The organism is Pseudomonas sp. GW823-FHT02C02 (assembly GCF_058797635.1).
Window position 1 is genome coordinate 116,522 of sequence record NZ_JBXAJV010000021.1, and the last position, 20,465, is coordinate 136,986.

The 20,465-nt window shown below is 60.8% G+C and carries 21 protein-coding genes; 14 read left to right on the forward strand and 7 right to left on the reverse strand.

Annotated features, from left to right (window positions below; translation table 11 throughout):
- Positions 1–15: 15 nt before the first annotated feature.
- Both AC1ROI_RS29120 and AC1ROI_RS29125 read right to left on the reverse strand, forming a co-directional pair.
- Positions 16–1,236, reverse strand: coding sequence for a helix-turn-helix domain-containing protein (locus AC1ROI_RS29120; protein WP_077749114.1), 1,221 nt, complete (start codon positions 1,234–1,236; stop codon positions 16–18).
- Positions 1,237–1,425: 189 nt separating this feature from the next.
- Positions 1,426–2,256: an AraC family transcriptional regulator gene (locus AC1ROI_RS29125; RefSeq protein WP_102595029.1), complete on the reverse strand. Its 831-nt coding sequence runs from the start codon at positions 2,254–2,256 to the stop codon at positions 1,426–1,428.
- A gap of 136 nt (positions 2,257–2,392) precedes the next feature.
- Here AC1ROI_RS29125 and AC1ROI_RS29130 point away from each other — a divergent pair, with 136 nt between their 5' ends.
- From AC1ROI_RS29130 to AC1ROI_RS29140, 3 genes are all read left to right on the forward strand, one after another.
- The gene (locus AC1ROI_RS29130; RefSeq protein WP_077749112.1) at positions 2,393–2,911 is read left to right on the forward strand and encodes a carboxymuconolactone decarboxylase family protein; all 519 of its coding nucleotides are present in this window, start codon (positions 2,393–2,395) and stop codon (positions 2,909–2,911) included.
- A 30-nt stretch (positions 2,912–2,941) separates the two neighbouring features.
- The gene (gene grxC, locus AC1ROI_RS29135) at positions 2,942–3,193 is read left to right on the forward strand and encodes a glutaredoxin 3 (protein WP_010455465.1); all 252 of its coding nucleotides are present in this window, start codon (positions 2,942–2,944) and stop codon (positions 3,191–3,193) included.
- Positions 3,194–3,339: 146 nt separating this feature from the next.
- Positions 3,340–3,771, forward strand: coding sequence for a nuclear transport factor 2 family protein (locus AC1ROI_RS29140; RefSeq protein WP_102595028.1), 432 nt, complete (start codon positions 3,340–3,342; stop codon positions 3,769–3,771).
- 74 nt (positions 3,772–3,845) lie between these two features.
- Here AC1ROI_RS29140 and AC1ROI_RS29145 read toward each other — a convergent pair whose 3' ends face one another.
- On the reverse strand, positions 3,846–5,051 hold the full coding sequence (locus tag AC1ROI_RS29145; protein ID WP_102595027.1) for an NAD(P)/FAD-dependent oxidoreductase: 1,206 nt from the start codon (positions 5,049–5,051) through the stop codon (positions 3,846–3,848).
- A 256-nt stretch (positions 5,052–5,307) separates the two neighbouring features.
- On the opposite strand from AC1ROI_RS29145, the gene AC1ROI_RS29150 reads away from it, so the two are divergent.
- The 6 genes from AC1ROI_RS29150 (at position 5,308) to AC1ROI_RS29175 (ending at position 10,748) form a co-directional block, all read left to right on the forward strand.
- Positions 5,308–5,877, forward strand: coding sequence for an RrF2 family transcriptional regulator (locus tag AC1ROI_RS29150; protein ID WP_102595026.1), 570 nt, complete (start codon positions 5,308–5,310; stop codon positions 5,875–5,877).
- Positions 5,878–5,910: 33 nt separating this feature from the next.
- Complete coding sequence (locus tag AC1ROI_RS29155) at positions 5,911–6,312, forward strand: hypothetical protein (RefSeq protein WP_010455472.1); 402 nt, start codon at positions 5,911–5,913, stop codon at positions 6,310–6,312.
- An 11-nt stretch (positions 6,313–6,323) separates the two neighbouring features.
- Positions 6,324–6,863 carry an HD domain-containing protein gene (locus AC1ROI_RS29160; RefSeq protein WP_077749107.1) on the forward strand — a complete coding sequence of 180 codons (540 nt, stop codon included), beginning with the start codon at positions 6,324–6,326 and terminating at the stop codon, positions 6,861–6,863.
- A 208-nt stretch (positions 6,864–7,071) separates the two neighbouring features.
- Entirely contained in the window at positions 7,072–8,688 is a 1,617-nt protein-coding gene (locus AC1ROI_RS29165; protein WP_102595025.1) for an arylsulfatase, read from the forward strand.
- 68 nt (positions 8,689–8,756) lie between these two features.
- On the forward strand, positions 8,757–10,025 hold the full coding sequence (locus tag AC1ROI_RS29170) for an OmpP1/FadL family transporter (RefSeq protein WP_102595024.1): 1,269 nt from the start codon (positions 8,757–8,759) through the stop codon (positions 10,023–10,025).
- Between the two features lie 48 nt (positions 10,026–10,073).
- Complete coding sequence (locus AC1ROI_RS29175; RefSeq protein WP_010455479.1) at positions 10,074–10,748, forward strand: DUF3313 domain-containing protein; 675 nt, start codon at positions 10,074–10,076, stop codon at positions 10,746–10,748.
- Between the two features lie 33 nt (positions 10,749–10,781).
- Here AC1ROI_RS29175 and ligD read toward each other — a convergent pair whose 3' ends face one another.
- Genes ligD through AC1ROI_RS29190 form a run of 3 tightly spaced genes read right to left on the reverse strand, consistent with a single transcriptional unit; the run spans position 10,782 to position 15,766 of the window.
- Positions 10,782–13,382, reverse strand: a complete 2,601-nt coding sequence (ligD, locus tag AC1ROI_RS29180) for a DNA ligase D (RefSeq protein WP_102595023.1) — start codon at positions 13,380–13,382, stop codon at positions 10,782–10,784.
- Positions 13,379–14,371 carry a methyltransferase gene (locus tag AC1ROI_RS29185; protein WP_083376422.1) on the reverse strand — a complete coding sequence of 331 codons (993 nt, stop codon included), beginning with the start codon at positions 14,369–14,371 and terminating at the stop codon, positions 13,379–13,381. The genes ligD and AC1ROI_RS29185 overlap by 4 nt, the downstream gene beginning before the upstream one ends.
- Before the next feature lie 9 nt (positions 14,372–14,380).
- Positions 14,381–15,766, reverse strand: coding sequence for an iron-containing redox enzyme family protein (locus AC1ROI_RS29190; protein WP_102595022.1), 1,386 nt, complete (start codon positions 15,764–15,766; stop codon positions 14,381–14,383).
- A gap of 192 nt (positions 15,767–15,958) precedes the next feature.
- On the opposite strand from AC1ROI_RS29190, the gene AC1ROI_RS29195 reads away from it, so the two are divergent.
- A complete protein-coding gene (locus AC1ROI_RS29195) occupies positions 15,959–16,399 on the forward strand; it encodes a cupin domain-containing protein (protein WP_077749101.1) in 441 nt (146 codons plus the stop codon).
- Positions 16,400–16,522: 123 nt separating this feature from the next.
- On the opposite strand, the gene AC1ROI_RS29200 is transcribed toward AC1ROI_RS29195, so the two are convergent.
- Positions 16,523–17,245, reverse strand: coding sequence for a tellurite resistance TerB family protein (locus AC1ROI_RS29200; protein WP_102595021.1), 723 nt, complete (start codon positions 17,243–17,245; stop codon positions 16,523–16,525).
- 398 nt (positions 17,246–17,643) lie between these two features.
- Here AC1ROI_RS29200 and pcsA point away from each other — a divergent pair, with 398 nt between their 5' ends.
- The 4 genes from pcsA (at position 17,644) to AC1ROI_RS29220 (ending at position 20,366) form a co-directional block, all read left to right on the forward strand.
- The gene (gene pcsA, locus AC1ROI_RS29205) at positions 17,644–18,366 is read left to right on the forward strand and encodes a phosphatidylcholine synthase (RefSeq protein WP_010455490.1); all 723 of its coding nucleotides are present in this window, start codon (positions 17,644–17,646) and stop codon (positions 18,364–18,366) included.
- 6 nt (positions 18,367–18,372) lie between these two features.
- Entirely contained in the window at positions 18,373–18,759 is a 387-nt protein-coding gene (locus AC1ROI_RS29210; protein WP_102595020.1) for a DUF488 domain-containing protein, read from the forward strand.
- 130 nt (positions 18,760–18,889) lie between these two features.
- Positions 18,890–19,348, forward strand: a complete 459-nt coding sequence (locus AC1ROI_RS29215; RefSeq protein WP_102595019.1) for a GNAT family N-acetyltransferase — start codon at positions 18,890–18,892, stop codon at positions 19,346–19,348.
- Between the two features lie 91 nt (positions 19,349–19,439).
- Complete coding sequence (locus AC1ROI_RS29220; RefSeq protein WP_010455496.1) at positions 19,440–20,366, forward strand: universal stress protein; 927 nt, start codon at positions 19,440–19,442, stop codon at positions 20,364–20,366.
- The last annotated feature ends 99 nt before the right edge of the window (positions 20,367–20,465 follow it).

Here is a 20,465-nt window from a genome sequence, read left to right on the forward strand (position 1 = left end):
GTGGTGGGATGGATCCTAGTCACCCGGCACCCAAGCTGTGAGTAACAAAGTCGTCGCGAATCCAGACAGCGGCGGCGTCATCCAGCGCCGGGCGCGCCCGCGACCAAATGACTGCACTTTGCCGGCGGTTGCCAGCGAATCGAGGGCCCGTTGCACCGTGCGTTGACTGGCCTTCAGCGCCAGGGCCAGCGCCGAACTCGACCACGATTCGCCGTCGGCCAGGAAGGCCAGCAGCGCCGCCTGGGGCTCTTCGACGGGCCACGCCAGTACGACAACGTCATCAGCACTCTCTGGTTGCAGCGCAAACCCGCGTTTCGTCGCACTGATACCGGCCAGAGGTTTCAGCGCTTTGCGAAGCCGACCGATTTCGACGCGCAGTCTGGCGCGATGGGATTCATCGGTGAGCTTCTGGCGAAAGGCCTGGGTGATCAGTGTTTCCCGCGCCACATCCTCGGGCCAGGCTTCGGCCAACGCCCGCACGAGAGTGAACAACACCGGTCGTTTGGCCAGGGACACCGACATCCCCGCGCCGCGCACGCCGTATCGGCACGCGTCGACGACCAGAGACGGTGAACTCAGCAATGCTTCCACCTCATCCAGCCTCAGGGGGCGTTCTTCACCCCGGGCAATCAGTCGCGCAGCGGGCGTGTCGAGCACTTGGGCGGCGTGTTCAACCTCGGCGGTGAGCGCGGGAATACCGGCGTCTGAGGCCGCACGTTCGGCCCTTTCGAGCGCAGACCGCGCCCTTCTTGTTTCGAGTCGCCGCACGGCGATCCCGGCCACCACTAATTCATGAACGACGCGCAATGCCGGCGGCAGCGGTGCGGGGTCGAGCTCGGCGAGCAAACGGTCGACCTCATCCAGACGCCCGATCAACAACAAACGCCGAACCTGCAAATACCGCGCATGGGCCGCATTCGCGCCATCGCCATGCGCCTGCAAGGTCACTCGCGCCGCTTCGAGCGCCTTCACCGGCCAGCCGAGATCCCGTGAAGCCAGGGCGATTTCGGCCTCGGCGACCACGCACCGCGCCCGGGCCACAGGCGCTTTCGGACCGAAGGCGCGTGCGGCGCTGCGCACCAACGCCTTGGCCCGGACCAGATCGCCCAATTGCGCCATGGCGATGCCGCGAAGCGCCAGCGCAGGGGCATCGTCGCGCAAGGCAACCCGGTTCAGCGCACCGAGGGGATCGCCCGCCGCGAGTGCGTGCGCTGCGGCGGTGATCAGTGAGTCCATTTGAATTGCGCCACAGGTGTCACTCCCACGGTTCGGTGCCCGTAGATGAGTCTATCTCACGCCCACCCAACCTGTGGGAGCGAGCCTGCTCGCGAAGAGGTCGGCACATCCAACATCGATGGCGACTGATCCAGCGCTTTCGCGAGCAGGCTCGCTCCTACAGGGAATGTGCTTGATCGACGGGGGTGGTCACCGCGGACGTTTGGCGTCTTGCAACCACTCGCGCGGGCTGGCACCGGTTTTACGACGAAACGCCCGGGCCAGCGCCGAGGGGCTTTCGTAGCCGACTTCATCGGCGATCAGCGCGATGGACCTGCCCTCACGCAAGCGTTTCTGCGCCAGGCTGATCCGCCAGCTCACCAGATAGTCGACCGGCGTCTGCCCCACCACCGAGCGAAAGTAGTCGGCGAAACTGGCCCGGGACATATTGGCCGCCGCCGACAGTTCGGCCACGGTCCAGGCCTTGCCGGGCGCGTCGTGCATCAGGCTCAAGGGGCGCGCCAGGCGTGGGTCGGCGAGACCGGCCATCATCCCGGGCGTCTGGTCACGGCTGGTCAGGATGTGCCGCAACAACTGAATCACCAGCAGTTCGAACAGCCGATCCATCATCGCTTCGCGACCACAAATGCCGCCGAACGCCTCGCTGAACAGCCAGTCCAGCGTGCCAGCCAGGGTCGGTATGCTGTCGAGTTTGAGCACCAGGTATTCAGGCAGCGCGGCCGCCAGGGCGTTGCCCGCCCCACCGTCGAACTCCAGAGAGGCGCACACCAATTGAGTGCCCGACGCTTCGCTGGCGAACAAGCGGTGACGATAAGGTCGCGGAAAAAAAATCAGCGTCGGTTCATTGAGCTGCAGGACTCGCTCATCAGCCAGTTTGAGCGTCAGTTCGCCAGCCTGAAGCAAATGCAGGTGCCCGGTGGCCTGTTCGCCATCGAAGGACGTGACGCCGCAAAAATCGCCACTGTGGAAAGTGCCGGCACTGACACCGAAATGCGTGAGCAAGGTGGACAAGCGATCCATGGAACGACTCCCCGGGGAACATATCTGGACGATCTGTCGCATATCCTCGACGATTTGCACCCTCAACGCCAGCAATGATCCATAGCATGGACCCCGTACCCAGCGCATACCGCGCTTGAATCGACGGAGTCTCAACATGAGCCGCATCGCCCCCCTGAACCTTGAACACGCCACCGACACCACTCGCCCGCTGCTGGAAGGCGTGCAGAAAAAAATCGGCTTCTTGCCCAACGTCTTCAAGACGCTGGCCCATGCCCCCGCCGTCCTGTCGGCCTATCTGCAACAGTCGGTGGCCCTGGGCAAAACGTCCCTGAGCGCCCCTGAAAAAGAAGCGATCTTCCTGGCCACTTCGCAGGTCAACGGTTGCGACTACTGCCTGGCGGCGCACACCGTGTTTGCCGGCAAGGCCGGGCTGTCCGCGCAAGACATCGTCAGTGCTCGACACGGCCAACTCAACGCATTTGCCACGCTGGCCCGGCAAATCACCGAAAGTCGCGGCCACCTGAGCAACGAGCAGATTGAAGCGGCGCGTGCAGCCGGCATCACCGACGCCAAGATCATCGAGGTGGTCGCCCACATTGCCTCGCAGACGCTGACCAACTACCTCAACAACCTGGCCCTGACCGACATCGACTTCCCTGCCATCGATGCTTGAGGCGGATGTCTGACCCGAGGAGTACACCCCATGAGCACTGTGACGCTTTACACCACCGACACCTGCCCTTATTGCCGCAATGCCAAGGCGCTGCTGGCCAGCAAAGGCATCGCCAGCCAGGAGATCAATGTTCAATCGGACCCCGGAAAATTCCAGGAAATGCTCACCCGCAGCGGTCGTCGCAGCGTGCCGCAGATATTCATCGGTGACACGCATGTCGGAGGCTTCGACGACCTGGCCAAACTGGACCGTCAAGGTGCCCTGCTATCGATGCTGGCCTGAAGCTGCAATCCAAACCCCCTCCCTTTAACCGGCAAGACTTCTATCAGCCCGTAGAAGTCTTGCCACGTCGTTTTGCCACTATTCATTAAATTTCCGCCAGGTTGTACGATGACCGATGAGTCATTCATAACAACAAGGAACTACCCATGAAGAAAGTGAAAGTGCTGATTGGTTTTCTGTGCCTCTTTAGTGGCTACGTGATGGCAGCCCCTGCTCCGGGCGAGAAGGATGTGGCGCAGGCGGTGGACCATCTGACGCAAGCCATGCTCAACAAGAACATCCCCGAACTGAAAGCGCTCACCGCTGAAAACCTGACCTACGGCCACTCGAGCGGCAAGGTCCAGGACAAGAAAGACTTCATCGCCGATATCGAAACGGGCAAGAGCGCTTTCAAAACCCTGGAAATGCAGAACCAGACCATCACCGTCTCGGGTGATGTAGCGCTGGTTCGTCATCATTTTTCGGCACAGGCGATCAAGGGCACCGAGGTGGTCCCGACTGAAATCGAAAACTTCCAGATCTGGCAAAAGAAGGCTGGCAAATGGTTGCTGGTAGGCCGGCAAGCCTTCCGAATCTGAATAAAAAAATCCCGCTCAAGGTGACTTGAGCGGGATTTTTTTCATGCAGGCAGCCTTATCGAGACAGCTGCTTATCAGGCCACAACCGGAATCATCGGATCCGCAGCCGCCAGCGCAGTTGCGCGGTCAGCGGCCGGCGGATAGATCCACACCGTATTGATCTGGGTCTTCAGCGATTTGCCTTCCTCCTTGACCAGTTTCACCTGGCGATCCCAACCCTCGGTGTACACCGCGCCCCACGCACCCAGATCCAGACAGGTAACGTACTTGGGCTGGCTGTACGCCTTCGGCGACACGCCCAGGATTTGCGCAGCGACGTTGTTGCCGGCATGACGCCCCAGCGAGATCGCGTGCTGGCAGGTCATCATGGCGTAGTTGCCGATGTCATCCGCGGCGGCATAAGCCACATCACCGGTGGCAAAGATGTCGTCCTGACCGATGACTTTCAGGTGGGCGTCAACGTGCAGGCGACCGAGGTGGTCGCGTTCGGCCGGGATCTGCTCGGTCAGCGAGCTTGCCCGCACCCCGGTGGTCCAGACCACAGTCTTGGCGTCGATGCGTTGGCCATCGGCCAGGGTCACACCGTTTTCATCGACAGCAACGACCGACGACTTCAAGCGCCATTTCACGCCCAGCTCAGTGCTGGCTTCGGCGATCGACTGGCTGATTTCGCTGCCCATGGACGCCCCGACTTTTTCACCGCGATCGACAATGATCACTTCAATGTCAGCGTCCTCGCCGAGGATGGCCCGCAGACGCGCCGGCATTTCAGTCGCCGTTTCAATCCCGGTAAAGCCGCCACCGGCCACAACCACGGTGTTTCGAGCTTTACTTTGCGGCAGGTTGGCCAGGGATTTCAGATGGTTTTCCAGGCGTATCGCCTGTTCAATCTGGTCCACGTCAAAGGCGTGTTGGGCCACGCCCGGAGTGTTGGGCAACGCGAGACCGCTGCCGGTGGCCAGAACGAGTTTGTCGTAGCTGCACACCTGTTCGGTACCCGATGCATCGGTGTAGCCGACTTGTTTTTGCTGCACGTCGATGGATTGCGCTGCGCCCTTGATGAACTTCACACCGACGGCATCGAACAGGTCGCCAAGGGGTGCTGCCAGTTGATGAGCATTCGGCTCGTAGAAGCGTGGACGCACCCGCAGCTCGGCCTGAGGCGCCAGTACCGTGACGTCTACGTGGTTGTGATCATGGATGTCCAACAGGCGCGTGGCGCTCAATGCCGTCCACATGCCACCGAAACCTGCGCCGATGACCAGAATGTGCTGTTTCATTGTTTTAACTCCGAAGAAGACCAAAGACTGAACTCGTCGCCGAGCTGACAACGGCGACTATAGTGATCCGAGTTACAAGACACAACAACCTTCTATCGATGGTTATCATCACACATTCAGATACCTCGACAATCCAGACACAAGCTTCTATCCATATGCAGCACAGGACAGACAGGCGATCTAGGCATACCGATGCTTCGTTGCACCCCTGACAATCGGCTGGTAACATTGGCGACTCTTTCAGTCGGAGATAACCATGTCTCTCTACAGCGCGGGCGTTGAGTACGGCATTCACTGCCTGCTTTTTCTGGTGGGCGATTACGGCGACAGCCGTGAGGCAAGCGTGCGCGACCTCGCTGAGCTGCAAGGCGTGCCGCTGGACTACCTGGCGAAAATTTTCACCAAACTGGCCAAGGCCAAACTGGTGGTCGCGACCGAGGGCGTGCGCGGCGGGTTCAAACTGGCGCGGCCGGCGGACGAAATCAGCGTGCTGGACATCGTCAACGCCATTGATGGCCAGAAGCTCATCTTCGATTGCCGTGATATCCGTGGGCGTTGCGCGTTGTTTGAAGGCTCCCCGCCGACGTGGGCAGTGGAAGGTCATTGCTCGGTTCACGCCGTCATGATGACCGCGCAGAAACGCATGGAAGACGCCCTCGCCCAGCAGACCATTCTCGACCTTGCCCGCAGGGTCGGACGTAAAGCCCCGGCCGAGTTCGGCGCCCAGGTGGACAACTGGATCAATGATCGTCGGGAAAGGAAAACGGTGACCGGCACTCAGCCCGACGGCGAACAGATCATCCCGGTGACCGATATTTCCGACTGACGATTCGTCTGGGGCGCTCTATGATTAAGGCCCATGACGACCTCTGCTCCGATCCGCTCACCCTGCCCGCCCGGCGCCTGCATCTGCGGGCGAGACCCGTTGCTGGAAACACCGGGCGCGGACGTGCGCATCCTGTTTCTGACCCGACAGGAAGAAAAGCGTCTGCTCGATCGTCTGGAAAACCTGGAAAGCCTGGCTGACCTCGAACGCTTGCAAAACCGCATGTACGCACAACTGGGCATCCGCGTGGACATCGTCCCCAGCTTCAATGAAGTGCGTACCATGCGCGGCATCGGCATCACCCTCGGCGAGTTGCCGGGCTTGTGCCGCAAGACCCGCCAGTCGATCCCCGCCGCGATTCGCCGCAGCCTGGAGAAACGCCCGGAGATCGCCTTCGAGATCCTCAACGCCAATGACCTGTTGCGCGACGCGTGAGGTCCGTACCGATGAACCCCCTTCTCGAATTCCCCGTGACCGACGAAATACTGACGTCCTACGCCCTGGCGATCGGTGCCGATTTGTTGGGTTATCGCAATCACATTTACCGAGTGCTGAACTTCTACCGCGCGATCAGCGGCATTGAAGGCCTGCCCTCCGAAGCCGTGCAGATCGCCGGGGCGTTTCACGACCTGGGCATCTGGACCGATCAAACCATTGATTACCTGGAACCCTCGGTGCGCCTGGCCACCGACTACCTCGCCAATCGGCAACTGTCGCACTTGAGCGGCGAAGTGACGGCACTGATCCTCGAACACCACAAAGTGCGGTCCTATGCTGCCGACCATGCGCTCAGCGTCGAGCCCTTCCGACGCGCCGATATCATTGATGTGTCGCTCGGCCTGCTGACGTTCGGCCTGCCGCGGGCCTACATCAAAACGGTGAAGTCGGTACTGCCCAATCATGGTTTTCACGGGATGCTGCTCCGGCAAACCGCACGGCAATTCCTGCGCTCCCCGCTCAAACCGCTGCCAATGTTTCGCTGGTGATGGGGTCGACGGGCAGGGATTGGTGCGAAAAGATCAGTTGAATCCGGCCATCGCCGACCATGCTGTAACGCTCATGAGACAGCTGCCGATCACTGTCAATTACTACTGGATATTTCCCAGTTCATACCTACGCTCTTTCGGGGGATACCCCATTTAAAAAAGGTCGGGGGGCCTGACTTCGGTACTTATCAGTACGCAGGAGCTGCTCATGAACCAGACAAAATTAACCCGGTTGTTTGCTGTTTCAATGTTGTTGTCTGCAATGGTTCTACCCGGCATCACCCAAGCGGCCGACAAACCCGCCCCCAACATCGTGGTCATCATGGGCGACGATATTGGCTGGTCCAATATCGGCGTCTACAACCAGGGCATGATGGCCGGCCGGACCCCCAACCTCGACCAGCTCGCTGCAGAAGGCATGCGCTTTACCGACTACTACGCCGAAGCCAGTTGCACCGCCGGGCGTGCCAATTTCATTACCGGTGAACTGCCGATCCGTACCGGCATGACCACGGTCGGCCAGGCCGGCTCACCTGTCGGTATTCCCGCTGAAGCGGTCACCATTGCCACCGCGCTCAAGGCCATGGGTTACTCCACTGGCCAGTTTGGCAAAAACCATCTGGGCGACTTGAACGAATTTCTGCCCACCGCGCACGGGTTCGACGAGTTCTTCGGTTACCTCTATCACCTCGACGCCATGGAAGACCCGGCACACCCCAATTATCCGCAAGAACTTCTGGCCACCGTTGGCCCGCGCAACATGGTCCACAGCTGGGCGACCACCACCGACGATACGACGGTGATGCCGCGCTGGGGCAAGGTCGGCAAACAGAAAATCGAAGACGCCGGTACGCTCTATCCCGAGCGGATGAAAACCGTCGACGACGAAATCCGCGACAAGGCTTTCACCTTCATCGACAAGGCCAAGACCGATAACAAACCGTTCTTCCTGTGGCTGAACCCGACCCGCATGCACATCGTCACGCACCTGTCCGACAAGTACGAAGCGATGCGCAATTCGCAGAATGGCTGGTCGGAGCAGGAAGCCGGCATGGCGCAGCTCGATGACATCGTCGGCGACGTCATGGCCAAGCTGAAAAAAGACGGCATGGATGACAACACCATCGTGATTTTCACCACCGACAACGGCGCGGAAAACTTCACCTGGCCGGATGGCGGCACCACACCGTTTGCCATGGGCAAAGGCACCGTGATGGAAGGTGGCTTCAGGGTTCCGGCAATCGTTCGCTGGCCTGGCAACGTACCGGCGAACACCGTGGCCAATGGCATCATGTCCGGCCTGGACTGGTTCCCGACCCTCGTTGCCGCCGCCGGCAACCCGAACATCGCCACCGAGCTGCTCAAGGGTAAGCAATTGGGCGACAGAACGTACAAGGTCCACCTCGATGGCTATGACCAGACACCGATGATCACCGGTAAAGGTCCGTCGAACCGGCATGAAATTTTCTACTTCGGCGAAAGTACGCTGGGTGCGATCCGTATCGATGACTTCAAGTACCGTTTCATCGATCAGCCCGGTGGCTGGCTGGGGGCTAAGGTCACGCTGGACATGCCGGTCCTGACCAACCTGCGGCTCGACCCGTTCGAACGCGCCGGGTGGCCGGAAAACATGGCAGCCAGTGGCTCACTGGAGTACTTCGAGTGGTTCAAGTTCCAGTTCTGGCGCTTTGTGTTTGTACAGCAGCAGGTGGTCAAACTGGCTGAAACGGCGGTTGAGTTCCCACCCATGCAAAAAGGCGCGAGCTTCAACCTGGAAGCGGTCAAAGCCAGGATCGAAGCGGCCCGGGCGGCCATGGCCAAGTAGACAGGCGAATACACGGGTGGCGGCTGCCAGCCACCCGCGTTCATGACGGACATCCGCTGAGGTGATCCATGCAATTAAAAACAGCCGTCCTACCCGCCTGCACCCTGTTTGCGCTGTGCTGCCAGCAGGCCCAGGCCGGCGGCATCATGCTCTATGAAATCGGCACCGATAACGTGGGGCTTGCCAACGCCGGTGCCGCCGCCCGTGCACAAGGCCCTTCCACCATCGCCAGCAACCCGGCGGGCATGAGCTATCTGCCAGGTACGCAGATTACCGGCGGATTGCAGCTGCTCTACGGCGACCTGAGCTTTGATCGCGACTCAAACACCAACGGCACGGGCAGCGGCAGTGGCAATGCCTTCGACCCGATTCCCGGCGGCAGCTTTTTCATCAGCCATCAATTCGATGACCACTGGAGCGTCGGTTTCGGCAATTACGGCGACTTCGGGTTGGCGGCCAACTACGACAACGACTGGTCCGGGCGCTATTTTGCGCAGAACGTCAGCCTCGCCGGTTTGTCGTTTGTGCCCAGCGTGGCGTATCGCTTCGATGATCAATGGTCGGTAGGCGTCGGTGTGAAAGCCATGTACGGCATGCTGCAAGCGCAAACCGCGATCGATCGTTCACCCTTTGGCTTCACCGACCGCAGCGACGGCCAATTCAAGTACAAAGACAACGATTGGGGTTTTGGGGCGAATGTGGGGGTGATCTACGCCCCGCAACCCGGCACCCGTATTGGCCTGGCCTACACCAGCAAGGTCGATCTGGACTTCGAAGATCGGCTGGATGTGAAAGGCGACGGCCGTTTGCTGGAGCGCGTCAACAACACCAATACCCAACTCGACATGACCGTGCCGCAAACCGCGACCCTGAGCCTGTTCCAGCAACTCGACCCGCGATGGGCCTTGCTCGCCTCCGTCAACTGGCAGGACTGGTCCGAGTTCGGCGATATCGCGGTGCAAGTCGACACCACCGCAGTCGGTTCACAATCGACCACCGTCGACGCCCATTTCAAAGACACCTGGCAACTGGCCCTGGGCGCGCAGTACCAGGCCACCCCGCAGCTGTTGTGGAATGTCGGCGTGGCTTACGACAGCAGCGCCGTTTCCGACGGCAACCGCACGTTTACCGTGCCCATGGACGAATCCTGGCGCATTGCGGCCGGGGCCACCTATGCTCTGAACAAGGTTACCGACATTAACGTCAGCTGGGCCATGGTCTGGCTTGGCGACATGTCGGTGGACCAGACCAAGTCCACGTCGGGCACTCGAGCTTCCGGTCAATTCGACAATGCCTGGATTCAAGCGGTGACCGGAAACATGACCTGGCGTTTTTGATGCCTGCAATCGAAAAAAAAAGACAACCCCCATGGAGCACACACCACAATGAACCTGTCCCGGAAATTATTCATCGGCGTCGCATTGACCAGTCTGCTACTCGGGGGCTGCACCTCGAAAGTCACCGAGAAAGACCAGTACTCGGGCTTCCTTACCGACTACAACAACTTGCAGCAAGTCACCACCACCAGCGGCGAAACCGCGATGCGCTGGGTGAGCCCGTCCTGGAATCCAAACGCCTACGACACCGTGGTCTTCAACAAACTGGAGCTCTATCCGGCGCCCAAGCCGACCGAGCGGGTCAATCGGCAAACCCTGGATGAACTGCAGAACTACATGACCAGCAAGGTCAAAGGTGTGTTGGGGCAGAAATACCGCGTGGTATCGAGCGAACAATCAGCGCCCGGCGGTTCAAAAAAACTGATCATGCGCGCGGCGATCACCGGGGTGAATGCCGAAAACGAAGGTATGAGATGGTATGAAGTGGTGCCTGTCGCGGCCGTTGTCGGTGGTGTTTCCGCTGCCAGCGGGCATCGGGATCAGGACTCCACGTTGTTCATCGAGGCCGAGTTTAAAGACGCCAGCACCAACCAGACCGTGGCCAAAGTCGTGCGCAAAGTCTTCGGCAGCACGCTGTCCAATGCCAGCCAGGAAATCACCGCCAAAGACTTCAAGGTGGCGATCGACAAACTGGCCAGCGATTTGCAGGCGTTTGTCCGGTAGCGGCAGCTGCAAAGAGCGCGACTAACCAAGACGCTATTTTTTCATTCCGACCCGCCGACGCATGTCGGCGGTGATGGTTTGCCGGGTTTTCTTCAAGTCTGCCCAAGGTTGATCACCCACTTCAGCCAGTCGTTCCTGCACGTTGTGGATATTCCACTGATTACCGCCCTTGAGCTCTGCCACCTCTTCCCGAAAAATCGGCACTGACACCGGCAACCCTTCGCGGGTGCGGGCGGCATAGGCGCAGATGGTAGTGGCACCCAGTCCGTTGCGCAGGTAATCGATGAAGATCCGTCCGACGCGATTCTTCGGCCCTGACACCGCCGAAAAGCGCTCCGGCAGCAACTTCGCCATGTGGCTGACAATTGCGTGGCTGAAGTCCTTCACCTCGTCCCAACCGTGCTTGCGGGTCAGCGGCACCACCAGGTGAATCCCCTTGCCGCCGCTGGTCTTGAGGAAGGCCTTGAGCCCCAGTTCATCCAGCACCGACAGCGTCAGCTGAGTCGCCTCGACCATGCTTTTCCACGGCAGCGCCGGGTCCGGGTCGAGGTCGAGAACGAAGCGGTCAGGTTTGTCGAGATTCTCCGTGGTAGCGTTCCAGGTGTGCAGTTCCACCGTGCTCATCTGCACGGCGCCAATCAGCGCTTCGGCGTTGTTGATGATCATCACCGGTTGGCCGGTGACGTCCTTGTCCAGCGTGGTGATGCCCGGAATGGCCAGGCGCTCGGCGTTTTTCTGAAAGAACAGCTCGCCGGCGATCCCGTCTGGGGCGCGCACCAGCGCCACCGGCCGATCCTTGAGCTCGGGCAGAATCCATTCGGCGACGCTGGCGTAATATTCCGCCAGCTGCACTTTGGTGGTGCCGCTGCTTGCATCGATCACCCGATCCGGGTGGGTGATGCGCACTTTGCCGTCGCCAAGACCGACTTGTGAGGGCGCGGGCGCTGCCTTGGCCGTTTTCTTTTTCGTCGCGGTGGCCGGTTTGTCAGCGGCGGATTTCCTGCTGGTCTGGGCTTTCACGGCTTTCGCACGCTCCTCGGTGATGTCTTCGGCGGGCTTGTCATCGCGCAAGCCATGGAATACGGCATGGCGCACCGACCCGTCCTTGGTCATCTCGGCGAACGCGACTTCGGCGAGCAACACCGGTTTGAGCCAATGCACACCCTTGGCGTCGAAACCGGTCGGCGGATTGACCACCGCCGGTTTTTTCACCTGCAACGGTTTGAGCTGTTCATAAATGTGCTTGAGCGTGGTCTCGTTGAAACCGGTGCCGACCTTGCCAGCGTAGCGCAACTCGCCGCTGTCCCGGTCATGCAATCCCAACAGCAGCGCGCCGAAGGCATTGCGCGCACCTTGGGGATCGGTGAACCCGACCACGACGAATTCCTGCCGATGTTTGCACTTGAGCTTGATCCAGTCACTGCTGCGCCGTGACACATAAGGCGACCCCAGGCGCTTGCCGATCAGCCCTTCCATCTGCATTTGGCAGGCACTGTTGAGCAAGGCTTCCGGCTCCTCGCCGAACGCGTCGGAGAAGCGCAGCAAAGGATCTTTATTGGGTTTGAGCACCGTCGCCAGCGCGACCCGCCGCTCCTCGACCGGCACCTCGCGCAGGTCCACGCCATTGAGGTAAGGCATGTCGAACAGGTAATAAAGGATGTTGCCGCTGCGATTGGATTCAAAGGCATTTTGCAGCGCCTGAAAGTCCGGCACACCCTGCTCGTTAGCCACCACCATCTCACCGTCGAGCCAGGCGGACTCCAGGCCCAGAGCGGCCAGCGCCTCGGCCTGTTTCGGCAATTTGTGGGTCCAGTCGTGGCCGTTGCGGGTGAAGAGTTTCACCTCGTCGTGGTCGATGCGCGCCATGATCCGGTAGCCGTCGAACTTGATCTCATAGCTCCACTCGCCCGGCGGGGCTTTTTCCACCAGCGTCGCCAATTCCGGTTTGAGCTGGTCGGGCAGCTTGGCCTTGTGAGCCCCGGTGAGTTGCGCCGACCGCTGTTTAGCCGCGACCTTGCGCGCCGGCTTCTTCACCGGTTTGGGCTTGGCGGCGGTCTTGGCCTTTTTGGGGACAATGGTGCGGTCACTGAGCACGCTGTCGGGTTCGGCGGCGACCACGTCGTAATCACTCTCGGGTTTCGCCGCGCTGTCCTGATGCTTGATCAGAAACCACTGCTCCTGCTTGCCCGGCATGTGCGTGCGAACCAGGTTCCACAAGCCGCCGAGTTTCTCGCCTTGCAGCTCGAACTTGAGCTTGCCTTTGGCATAGGCCTTGGCCGGATCTTCCTGGGGGATCCACACGCCCCGGTCCCAGACAATCACATCGCCGGCACCGTAATGCCCTTCGGGAATGCTGCCCTCGAACGTGGCGTAATCGATCGGATGGTCTTCAACGTGGACCGCCAGGCGCTTGACCTTGGGGTCTAGCGAGGGGCCTTTCGGCACGGCCCAGCTTTTCAGTGCGCCATCGAGTTCCAGGCGAAAGTCATAGTGCAACCGCGAGGCATCGTGCTTCTGGATACAGAACTGCAAGGCATGGTCTTTCGCAGTTTTCTTGCCTGAACGTTTCGCGGCGGGCTCAGAGGTCGCCGAAAAATCGCGCATGCGGTTGTAATCATCCAGATTCTTGTTCATGGCGCACCTGTTGGCTCGACGCGTCCCCCAATGCCGGGGCCGATGCGCGTGACGATCAAGGCCACGACCGCAATCCGCTCCACCCGTTGATAGCCGGGCGTCAGCAACTCTTCACCGAACACATCGGGATCGAGTTCGCGATAGGTCCAGCCGAACATCGGCGATTCAAGGCGCGGGGTCAGTGCCTCAAGAAACGGATCCTGGCCATCGATCATTGCCACCCCGGTGTACAGCACCAAAGAGCCACCGGGCGCCAGTCGAAGCAATGCCTGCTCGACAATGCGCAACGATAACTGCGCACCGAGAGCGCCGCCACCATGCCGGTAAGCGCGCTCGGTGGGGTCGGCCATGTAGGGCGGATTGGCGACGATCAGGTCGAACTGGCCGTCGACGTCCTGCAGCACATCGCTGGCCTCGACCGTGACGTTAGCGACTTCCGCCAGGGCCGCGTTGACCGCCGTCAAACGCAGAGCCGCGGGATTGATATCGACGGCCAGCACCTCGGCTTCACGGCGTGCGCGGGCAATCACAATCGCCCCGACACCCGCGCCGCAACCAATGTCGACGGCGCGCCGGATCGGCGCGAAGGATTGTTGAAGATGAGCGTGGATCAGCTGCGCAAACCGGTAGCTGTCCGGTCCGAAAAACACCGCGTCCGCCGCGTCGGTGGGAAACCCCGAGTGCACGAACAGCAAATCATCGAGGCTGGACCAGCGCACGCGGCTTTTCAGTCGGCCGTTGCTTTCTTGCAGCACGCCCGCCTCCTGCAACTGCCGTTGTTCATCGGTCGACAGCAGGCCCGGTTCGAATGAGCGCGACCAGCCGAACACGTCGCGCAAGGTCCGGGCGTTTTGCCCAAAGGCACGGTCGTTGACCCGCTGGTGCGTGAGCGGCGTCGGGGTGATAAACCGGTAACCATCGGCCTGCAAACGGCGCCCCAGCTGCACCAGCGCCAGATCGGCAGCGCCCAGTTGTTCTTCCTGATTCATGCCGTGCTCCTATCGCAGGCTGGATTTGAGTTCGATGAACCGTCGCGTAGCCATCAGGCCGGCTGGATGGGAGTGCCGATGGGCCGACAACCACGGGATCAGCACCGGCATCTGCTCGTGTGCGGCAAGCCCCTCCAGCGAGGTTTGCAGGCTCTGGATATCCGGGTCGTTGTCGGGCACTGGCGGTTCTGTCGCGACACTCGTGCCTCGGCGGACCGCTGTGGCTGAGCGCTCAGGCGTCCAGTTGCCGGCAATCCAGTCATGCAGCAGCTGTTTTTCATAGGGGCTGAATACGCCGAACATGGCGGCACCATCCCCCTCGATCAACTGCCAGAAGCGACTGGCCTGAGGATCCTGTCCGCGCTTGATCCAGCCCTTTTTTTCCATGGCGGCAAGGAACCCTGGCAACTGCTCCGGCGCGGACAGCCACTGGTTGACGGTCTTGCCTTCAAAACGGCAGTAGTCGGAATGCATGTGCTGGCCGAACGGACGCTTGCGCTCAAGCATGTTGAGCAGCTCGGCGTCGAGGTCGAACGACTCGATGATCGCGCGACTGCCCTGCCCCAGATCATTGAGTCGATAACCCAGCGCGACCCGGCGCAGAAAGTCTTCGCGATCGCCTTCCACCGGCAGCAGTTGCAGCACCGACTGCACGGCTTTTTGCGCGTGGCCGGTGCTGGCGTTGTCGATGGTCACGTGCAGGGTGAAGTAATACGGATCGATGCCCAATTCGCTGAGTTCATAGGCGCTGATCAGCAGGTGCAATGGCAGCTGTTCGTAGCCCAGGTTGTAGCCGATCACCTCCGGCAAAAACTCGTCGGCGGATTCGCCCAGCGCCAGTTGTATCGCGCCCTGCAGGTAATGCTCGTCGGCGATCACCCCAGGGTCTTGCAGACCATGTTCGGCGAGCAGCTTGCGGTAGATCACCACATGATTCTGCGCCGGGTTGCCGTCGCCGAGCTCTTCCAGATAGGTGCAGATCAGCCCTTCGAAACGCGGGTCGCGCCACTGACGCAACAGGCCGTACAACCAGGCGCCGTCGACCAGTTTGGTCGGGGCCACGGCTTGCAGGAAAAACAGCGCGTGGGCCTTGTTAGTGAAAAACTGCCGGGGCCCGCCTTCTTTGCGTTGTTGCAGGTAGTCGGCGTATTGGCGGGCAACGTCGACGCTGTGTTGTTCGACGAACGATTGCAGGGCCGACAGCTCCGTTGGCATTTCTTGAGGCAAGTGGGTGGCGTGTTCCAGCTGCACTTCGAGAAAGCTTCGCGCGAGTGCGCGCCGTTGCTCGGGATCGACGCCCAGCAGCAGGTGTTCATAGGCTTGTTTAAGGCTCCCGGCGGCCGGGATCGGGTGTTCGTGGGCGGGCCGCGATTCAAGTCGTGTCAGGGCAGTCATGGGCGCATCTCTCGGTCTAAGGCCAGTGGCAGGACGTTGAATCAACACGTCTCTACATCAGCAGAGCGATTTGCCCGGAGAAAAATTCAATCGACGTTGAAATCGCCCTGACGGACGGACCTGTGCAGCACCGCCCGCCCGGTGCACCCGGCCTATAATCAGCGGGTGCGGGGTCATCTTCGGAGAGCAATCATGCGAACGGTGCACGTCATCGAGCAATCGCCGGCACCCGTAAATGTCGTGGGCGAGGCGATCACCATCCTCGCGGGCGGCGACCTCAGCAAGCCCTTTGAGATGCATATCCAGGAAGGCGTGCAAGGTGGAGGGCCGCCGCTGCACTTTCATCCGTGGGACGAGGCGTTCTATGTGGTCGACGGCCAGGTCGAAGTGACCGTGGCGGGCAAGTCCACCACCGTCTCGGCCGGGGGGTATGTGCATATCCCCGGGGGTTCGATCCATGCCTACAAGAACATCAGCCCTACCGCGAAGATGATTGGCGTGGTGTCGGATCCGCGGGGCGGGCAGTTTTTTGCGGCGGTGGATCAATTAAGGGTGCCGGAGGATTTACCGCGGATACTGGAGATTGCCGAAGCGTACGGGGTTATTTTCCTGGTGCCCAAACCGGCAGTTTGACCGCGTTATCGTTCTTCGCTAGCAGGCTAGCGCCCACAGCGACCTTGCGCACACCGCAAATCCACTGTGGGAGCTGGCCTGCTAACGAAGGCGGCCTGAAAGACAACCCGGTTTAACGGACCCCTAAACCGCACCACCCTTGGCCTGCTGCTCCAGATGCACTTGCAGCTCAGGGTCAATTTTCAGCGCCGCCGCCAGCTCATCCAGATAGTTGCGCTCGGCATCCTGCTGATCGTCCACCAGCATCACGCTGGCCAGGTACATCTCTGACGCCATGCCAGGATCCGTCGCCGACTGCGCCACATCGGCGGCATCCAGCGGCCGGGCCACTTCGTCATCCAGCCATTGCTGCAATTGCGGGTCGTCGGTGTGACGGCCCAGTTCGGTACTGATCATCTGTTTCTCGGCGTCGTCGATCCGGCCATCGGCCTTCGCTGCAGCAATCAACGCCCGCAGCACAGCATGGCTGTGCTCCTCGACTTCCGGGCCGGACAAAAGGTCTACGGTGCGCGGTGCCTGTTGCGGCGCAGCCGCCTGACTGCGTTGCCATGCCTGATACGCCTGGAAGGCCATCATCCCGAGCGACGCCAGGGCCGCATAGTTGGTGCCGCCACTTGAGCGGGTGCGGGTCGAGCCGCCCAGCGGTGAGCCGCCGCCGAGCAGGCCACCGAGCAAACCACCCAATCCGCCCCCGCCCGTGGCTGAACCACCGCCACCGCCCAACAAGCCGCCAAGCAACCCGCCCAGACCGCCGTCGATGCCGCCCTGGGCAGATGCGCCACCCTGTCGCTCCCTGGAGCCCTGGCCGGCCCGCAGGAGTTGTTCGAGCAAATCGCTGGTGTTCATGACGACGTCCTCATCGATGGGAGTGACCCGGTCAGGCAACAATAGTCCTCGCCGGCAAATGCGCCATTACCGTTTGGCCTGTGGCGAGGGAGCTTGCTCCCGCTAGAGTGCGTAGCACTCACAAAAACCGGCATTGCTGCCACATTTTTTGGGGCCGCTACGCAGCCCGGCGGGAGCAAGCTCCCTCGCCACAAAAACGGGTAAGCCTGTGTGCCAGTGTTCAGTGAACAGCACTGCAGATTAATCCAAAGTATTTTTTGCCGGCCCAGCTAAGATTTACTGGCGGTGAACCTTATTCCCGGATTTCCGGTCGATACCTGCAACCGAACCGGTTTGCCGCCGCCCTTGATAATGAGGGTGATGACTGGCTTGCTTCATCTTTCTGGAGAACGCCCCCCGTGATATCCACCCTACACATCGCCAGACTCAAAGCATGGGGCGCCCATGGTTTTACCGCCACCGGCGTGGTCACTGCCTTCCTCGCCACCCTCGCCTTGCTGGAAAACCAGGCCACCAACTGCCTGCTGTGGCTGGGCGTGGCCCTGATCGTCGATGGGCTGGACGGTGCCCTGGCACGCAAGGTCAATGTGCAGTCGGTGTTGCCGAGTTTCGATGGATCGATTCTCGATCTGGTGATCGACTACCTGACGTATGTGTTCATCCCCGCGCTGTTCATCTATCGCTACATCCCCTTGCCGGACTACACGCTGCTGCTGACCGTGTCGCTGATTCTGGTTTCGTCGCTGTTTTGCTTCTGCAACGTCAACATGAAAAGCAAAGACAATTACTTCCAGGGCTTCCCCGCCGCCTGGAACGTCGTGGCCCTGTGCCTGTACATCATCGCCCCGTCGCCATGGATTACCTTCCTGACGATCATTGGCCTGGCCTTGCTGACCGTGACCCGCATGAAGTTCCTGCACCCGTTTCGCGTGCGCAAGTTCATGCCGATCAACATTGCCGTGACCGCCATCTGGCTGCTGTGCAGCTTGTCGCTGGTGGTCAATCACCCGGTCATCAACCCGATGGTCATGGGGCTTTGGCTGCTGATGTCGGCTTACTTCCTGGGGATCTGCATCTGGCGCACCGCCATGGAGTGGTTCGACGGATCGCGCCAAAAGTAACGCAGCATGGCCATCCATATCGTTCGACTCGGCTCGCCGCGCCTGCCTGATGAAGGGTTGCGGATCGGCACGGTACGCCGCCCCCCTCGTGGTGTACCGAAGGCCGAGTTCGCCCGTCGGGACTTTTATGATGTGTGGCAGCCACTGCTGTCGCCGAGTGCGGACCTGGTGGCCGAAGCCAAAGCGGCCACCGATGACAAAGCCTGGGAGGCCTTTCGGCGCAAGTTCAAGGCGGAAATGAACCACCCGGCGCCCAGTCAACTGCTGGATCTGCTGGCCGCCCTCTCCCATCAAACCGCGCTGGCGGTTGGGTGTTATTGCGAGGATGAAGCGCATTGCCATCGTTCTGTGTTGCGGGAGTTGCTGGCAGCACGCGGCGCACAGATTGCCTAGATCCCTGTGGGAGCGAGCCTGCTAGCGATGACTGCTTTCCAGCCGATGTAGATGTCGACTGACACTCAGCCATCGCGAGCAGGCTCGCTCCCACAGGGGAATTGGATGTTCAAAGGACTGAGGTAGCACCATGAAACCGCAAATACGGCCCGCCACCGCAGCTGACGCGTCCGCCATCAGCCAGGTCATCATCCAGTCGCTGCGCCAGTCCAATGCCCTGGACTACCCACCCGACATCATCGAGCAGGTGGAGAAGAGCTTTTCCACCGAGTCCATTCGCACGCTGCTGACCCAACGCCAGGTTTTCGTCGCAATGATCAACAGTCATATCGTGGCCACGGCCAGCCTTGATCGCGATGTGGTGCGCAGCGTCTTTGTCGACCCGACTCAACAAGGACGCGGCCTCGGGAGGCAATTGATGGCCACGATCGAGTCCATCGCCGCCGAAGCCAAAATCGAGGTCTTGCGCGTCCCCTCCTCCATCACCGCAGAAGCCTTCTACTTCAAGCTGGGCTTTCGAAAAGTCCGCGACGAATTCCACGGAGCCGAGCGCACGATCATCATGGAACGGCGACTGACCTCCCTCTGACTGCCACGCCCACCCAACCTGCGCCGGTCTGACGGACGGGAGGTCGATCATGGTCAATACTTAGGGGATTGAACGACGCGGGAGGTTCGACATGTCTGGTCAATCACGCTTCATGCTGGTCGCCTCGCCACTGATGGAACACAGCCCCGCCTTCGACAGAGCCGCGGCGCTGGCCAAGGCTGAAGATGCGGCGTTGCACATCGTGGCGTTCGATTACCTGGAAGGCCTGGCCACCGCCAGCCTGGTCAACGAAAAGGCCTTGGAACAAATGCGTCTGGGCTACGTTGATCGACACCGCCAGTGGCTCGAAGAACAGGCCCGTCCCCTGCGCAAGATCGGCGTCCACGTCACCACTGAGGTGGCGTGGGTCGAACGCCCGCTGGAAGAAATCCTGATTCACCTCAAAGAGCAGCCGATGGACGTGCTGATCAAGGCGCTGGAGCACGAATCACTGCTGTCGCGGTTGTTGTTTACCCCGCTCGACGTGCATTTGCTGCGTGAATGCCCGGTGCCGCTGCATTTTGTCAGCCATGCCGTTCACGCCCTGCCACGCAAGGTTGTCGCGGCGGTCGATCCTTTTCATCGCGATGATCACTACAAAACGTTCAATGACCGGATCCTGCACGAAGCGTCGAAGCTGGCGAGTGCCTGCAACGCCGAGCTGGACGTGGTCTACGCCTATGACCTTTCCTCGATCAGCGCAGACGAGTTCGGCTTTGACAACGGCTCGGCGTTTTTCAATTCCGGCAAGGCCAAGACCCTGTTCGACTACCAGGAGGACGCCTTCAACGAATTGGCCGAGCGCAACGGCATCGCGCCCGAGCAGCGGCACATGATCATGGGTAACCCGGCCAAGGTCCTGACCCGCTATGTCGACGCCTACGACGTCGACGTGATCGTCATGGGCCGGGTCGGCCATCGCGGTCTGGGCCGGTTGATCGGCAGCACAGTGGAACACCTGCTGTACAAAATGCCCTGCAGCGTGTGGGTGGTGTACACCGAGCGGGTGGATGAGTAACGCCCTCTACAAAACACCGCATCCCCTGTAGGAGCGGGGGGGGGGGGGGGGGGGGGGGGGGGGGGGGGGGGGGGGGGGGGGGGGGGGGGGGGGGGGGGG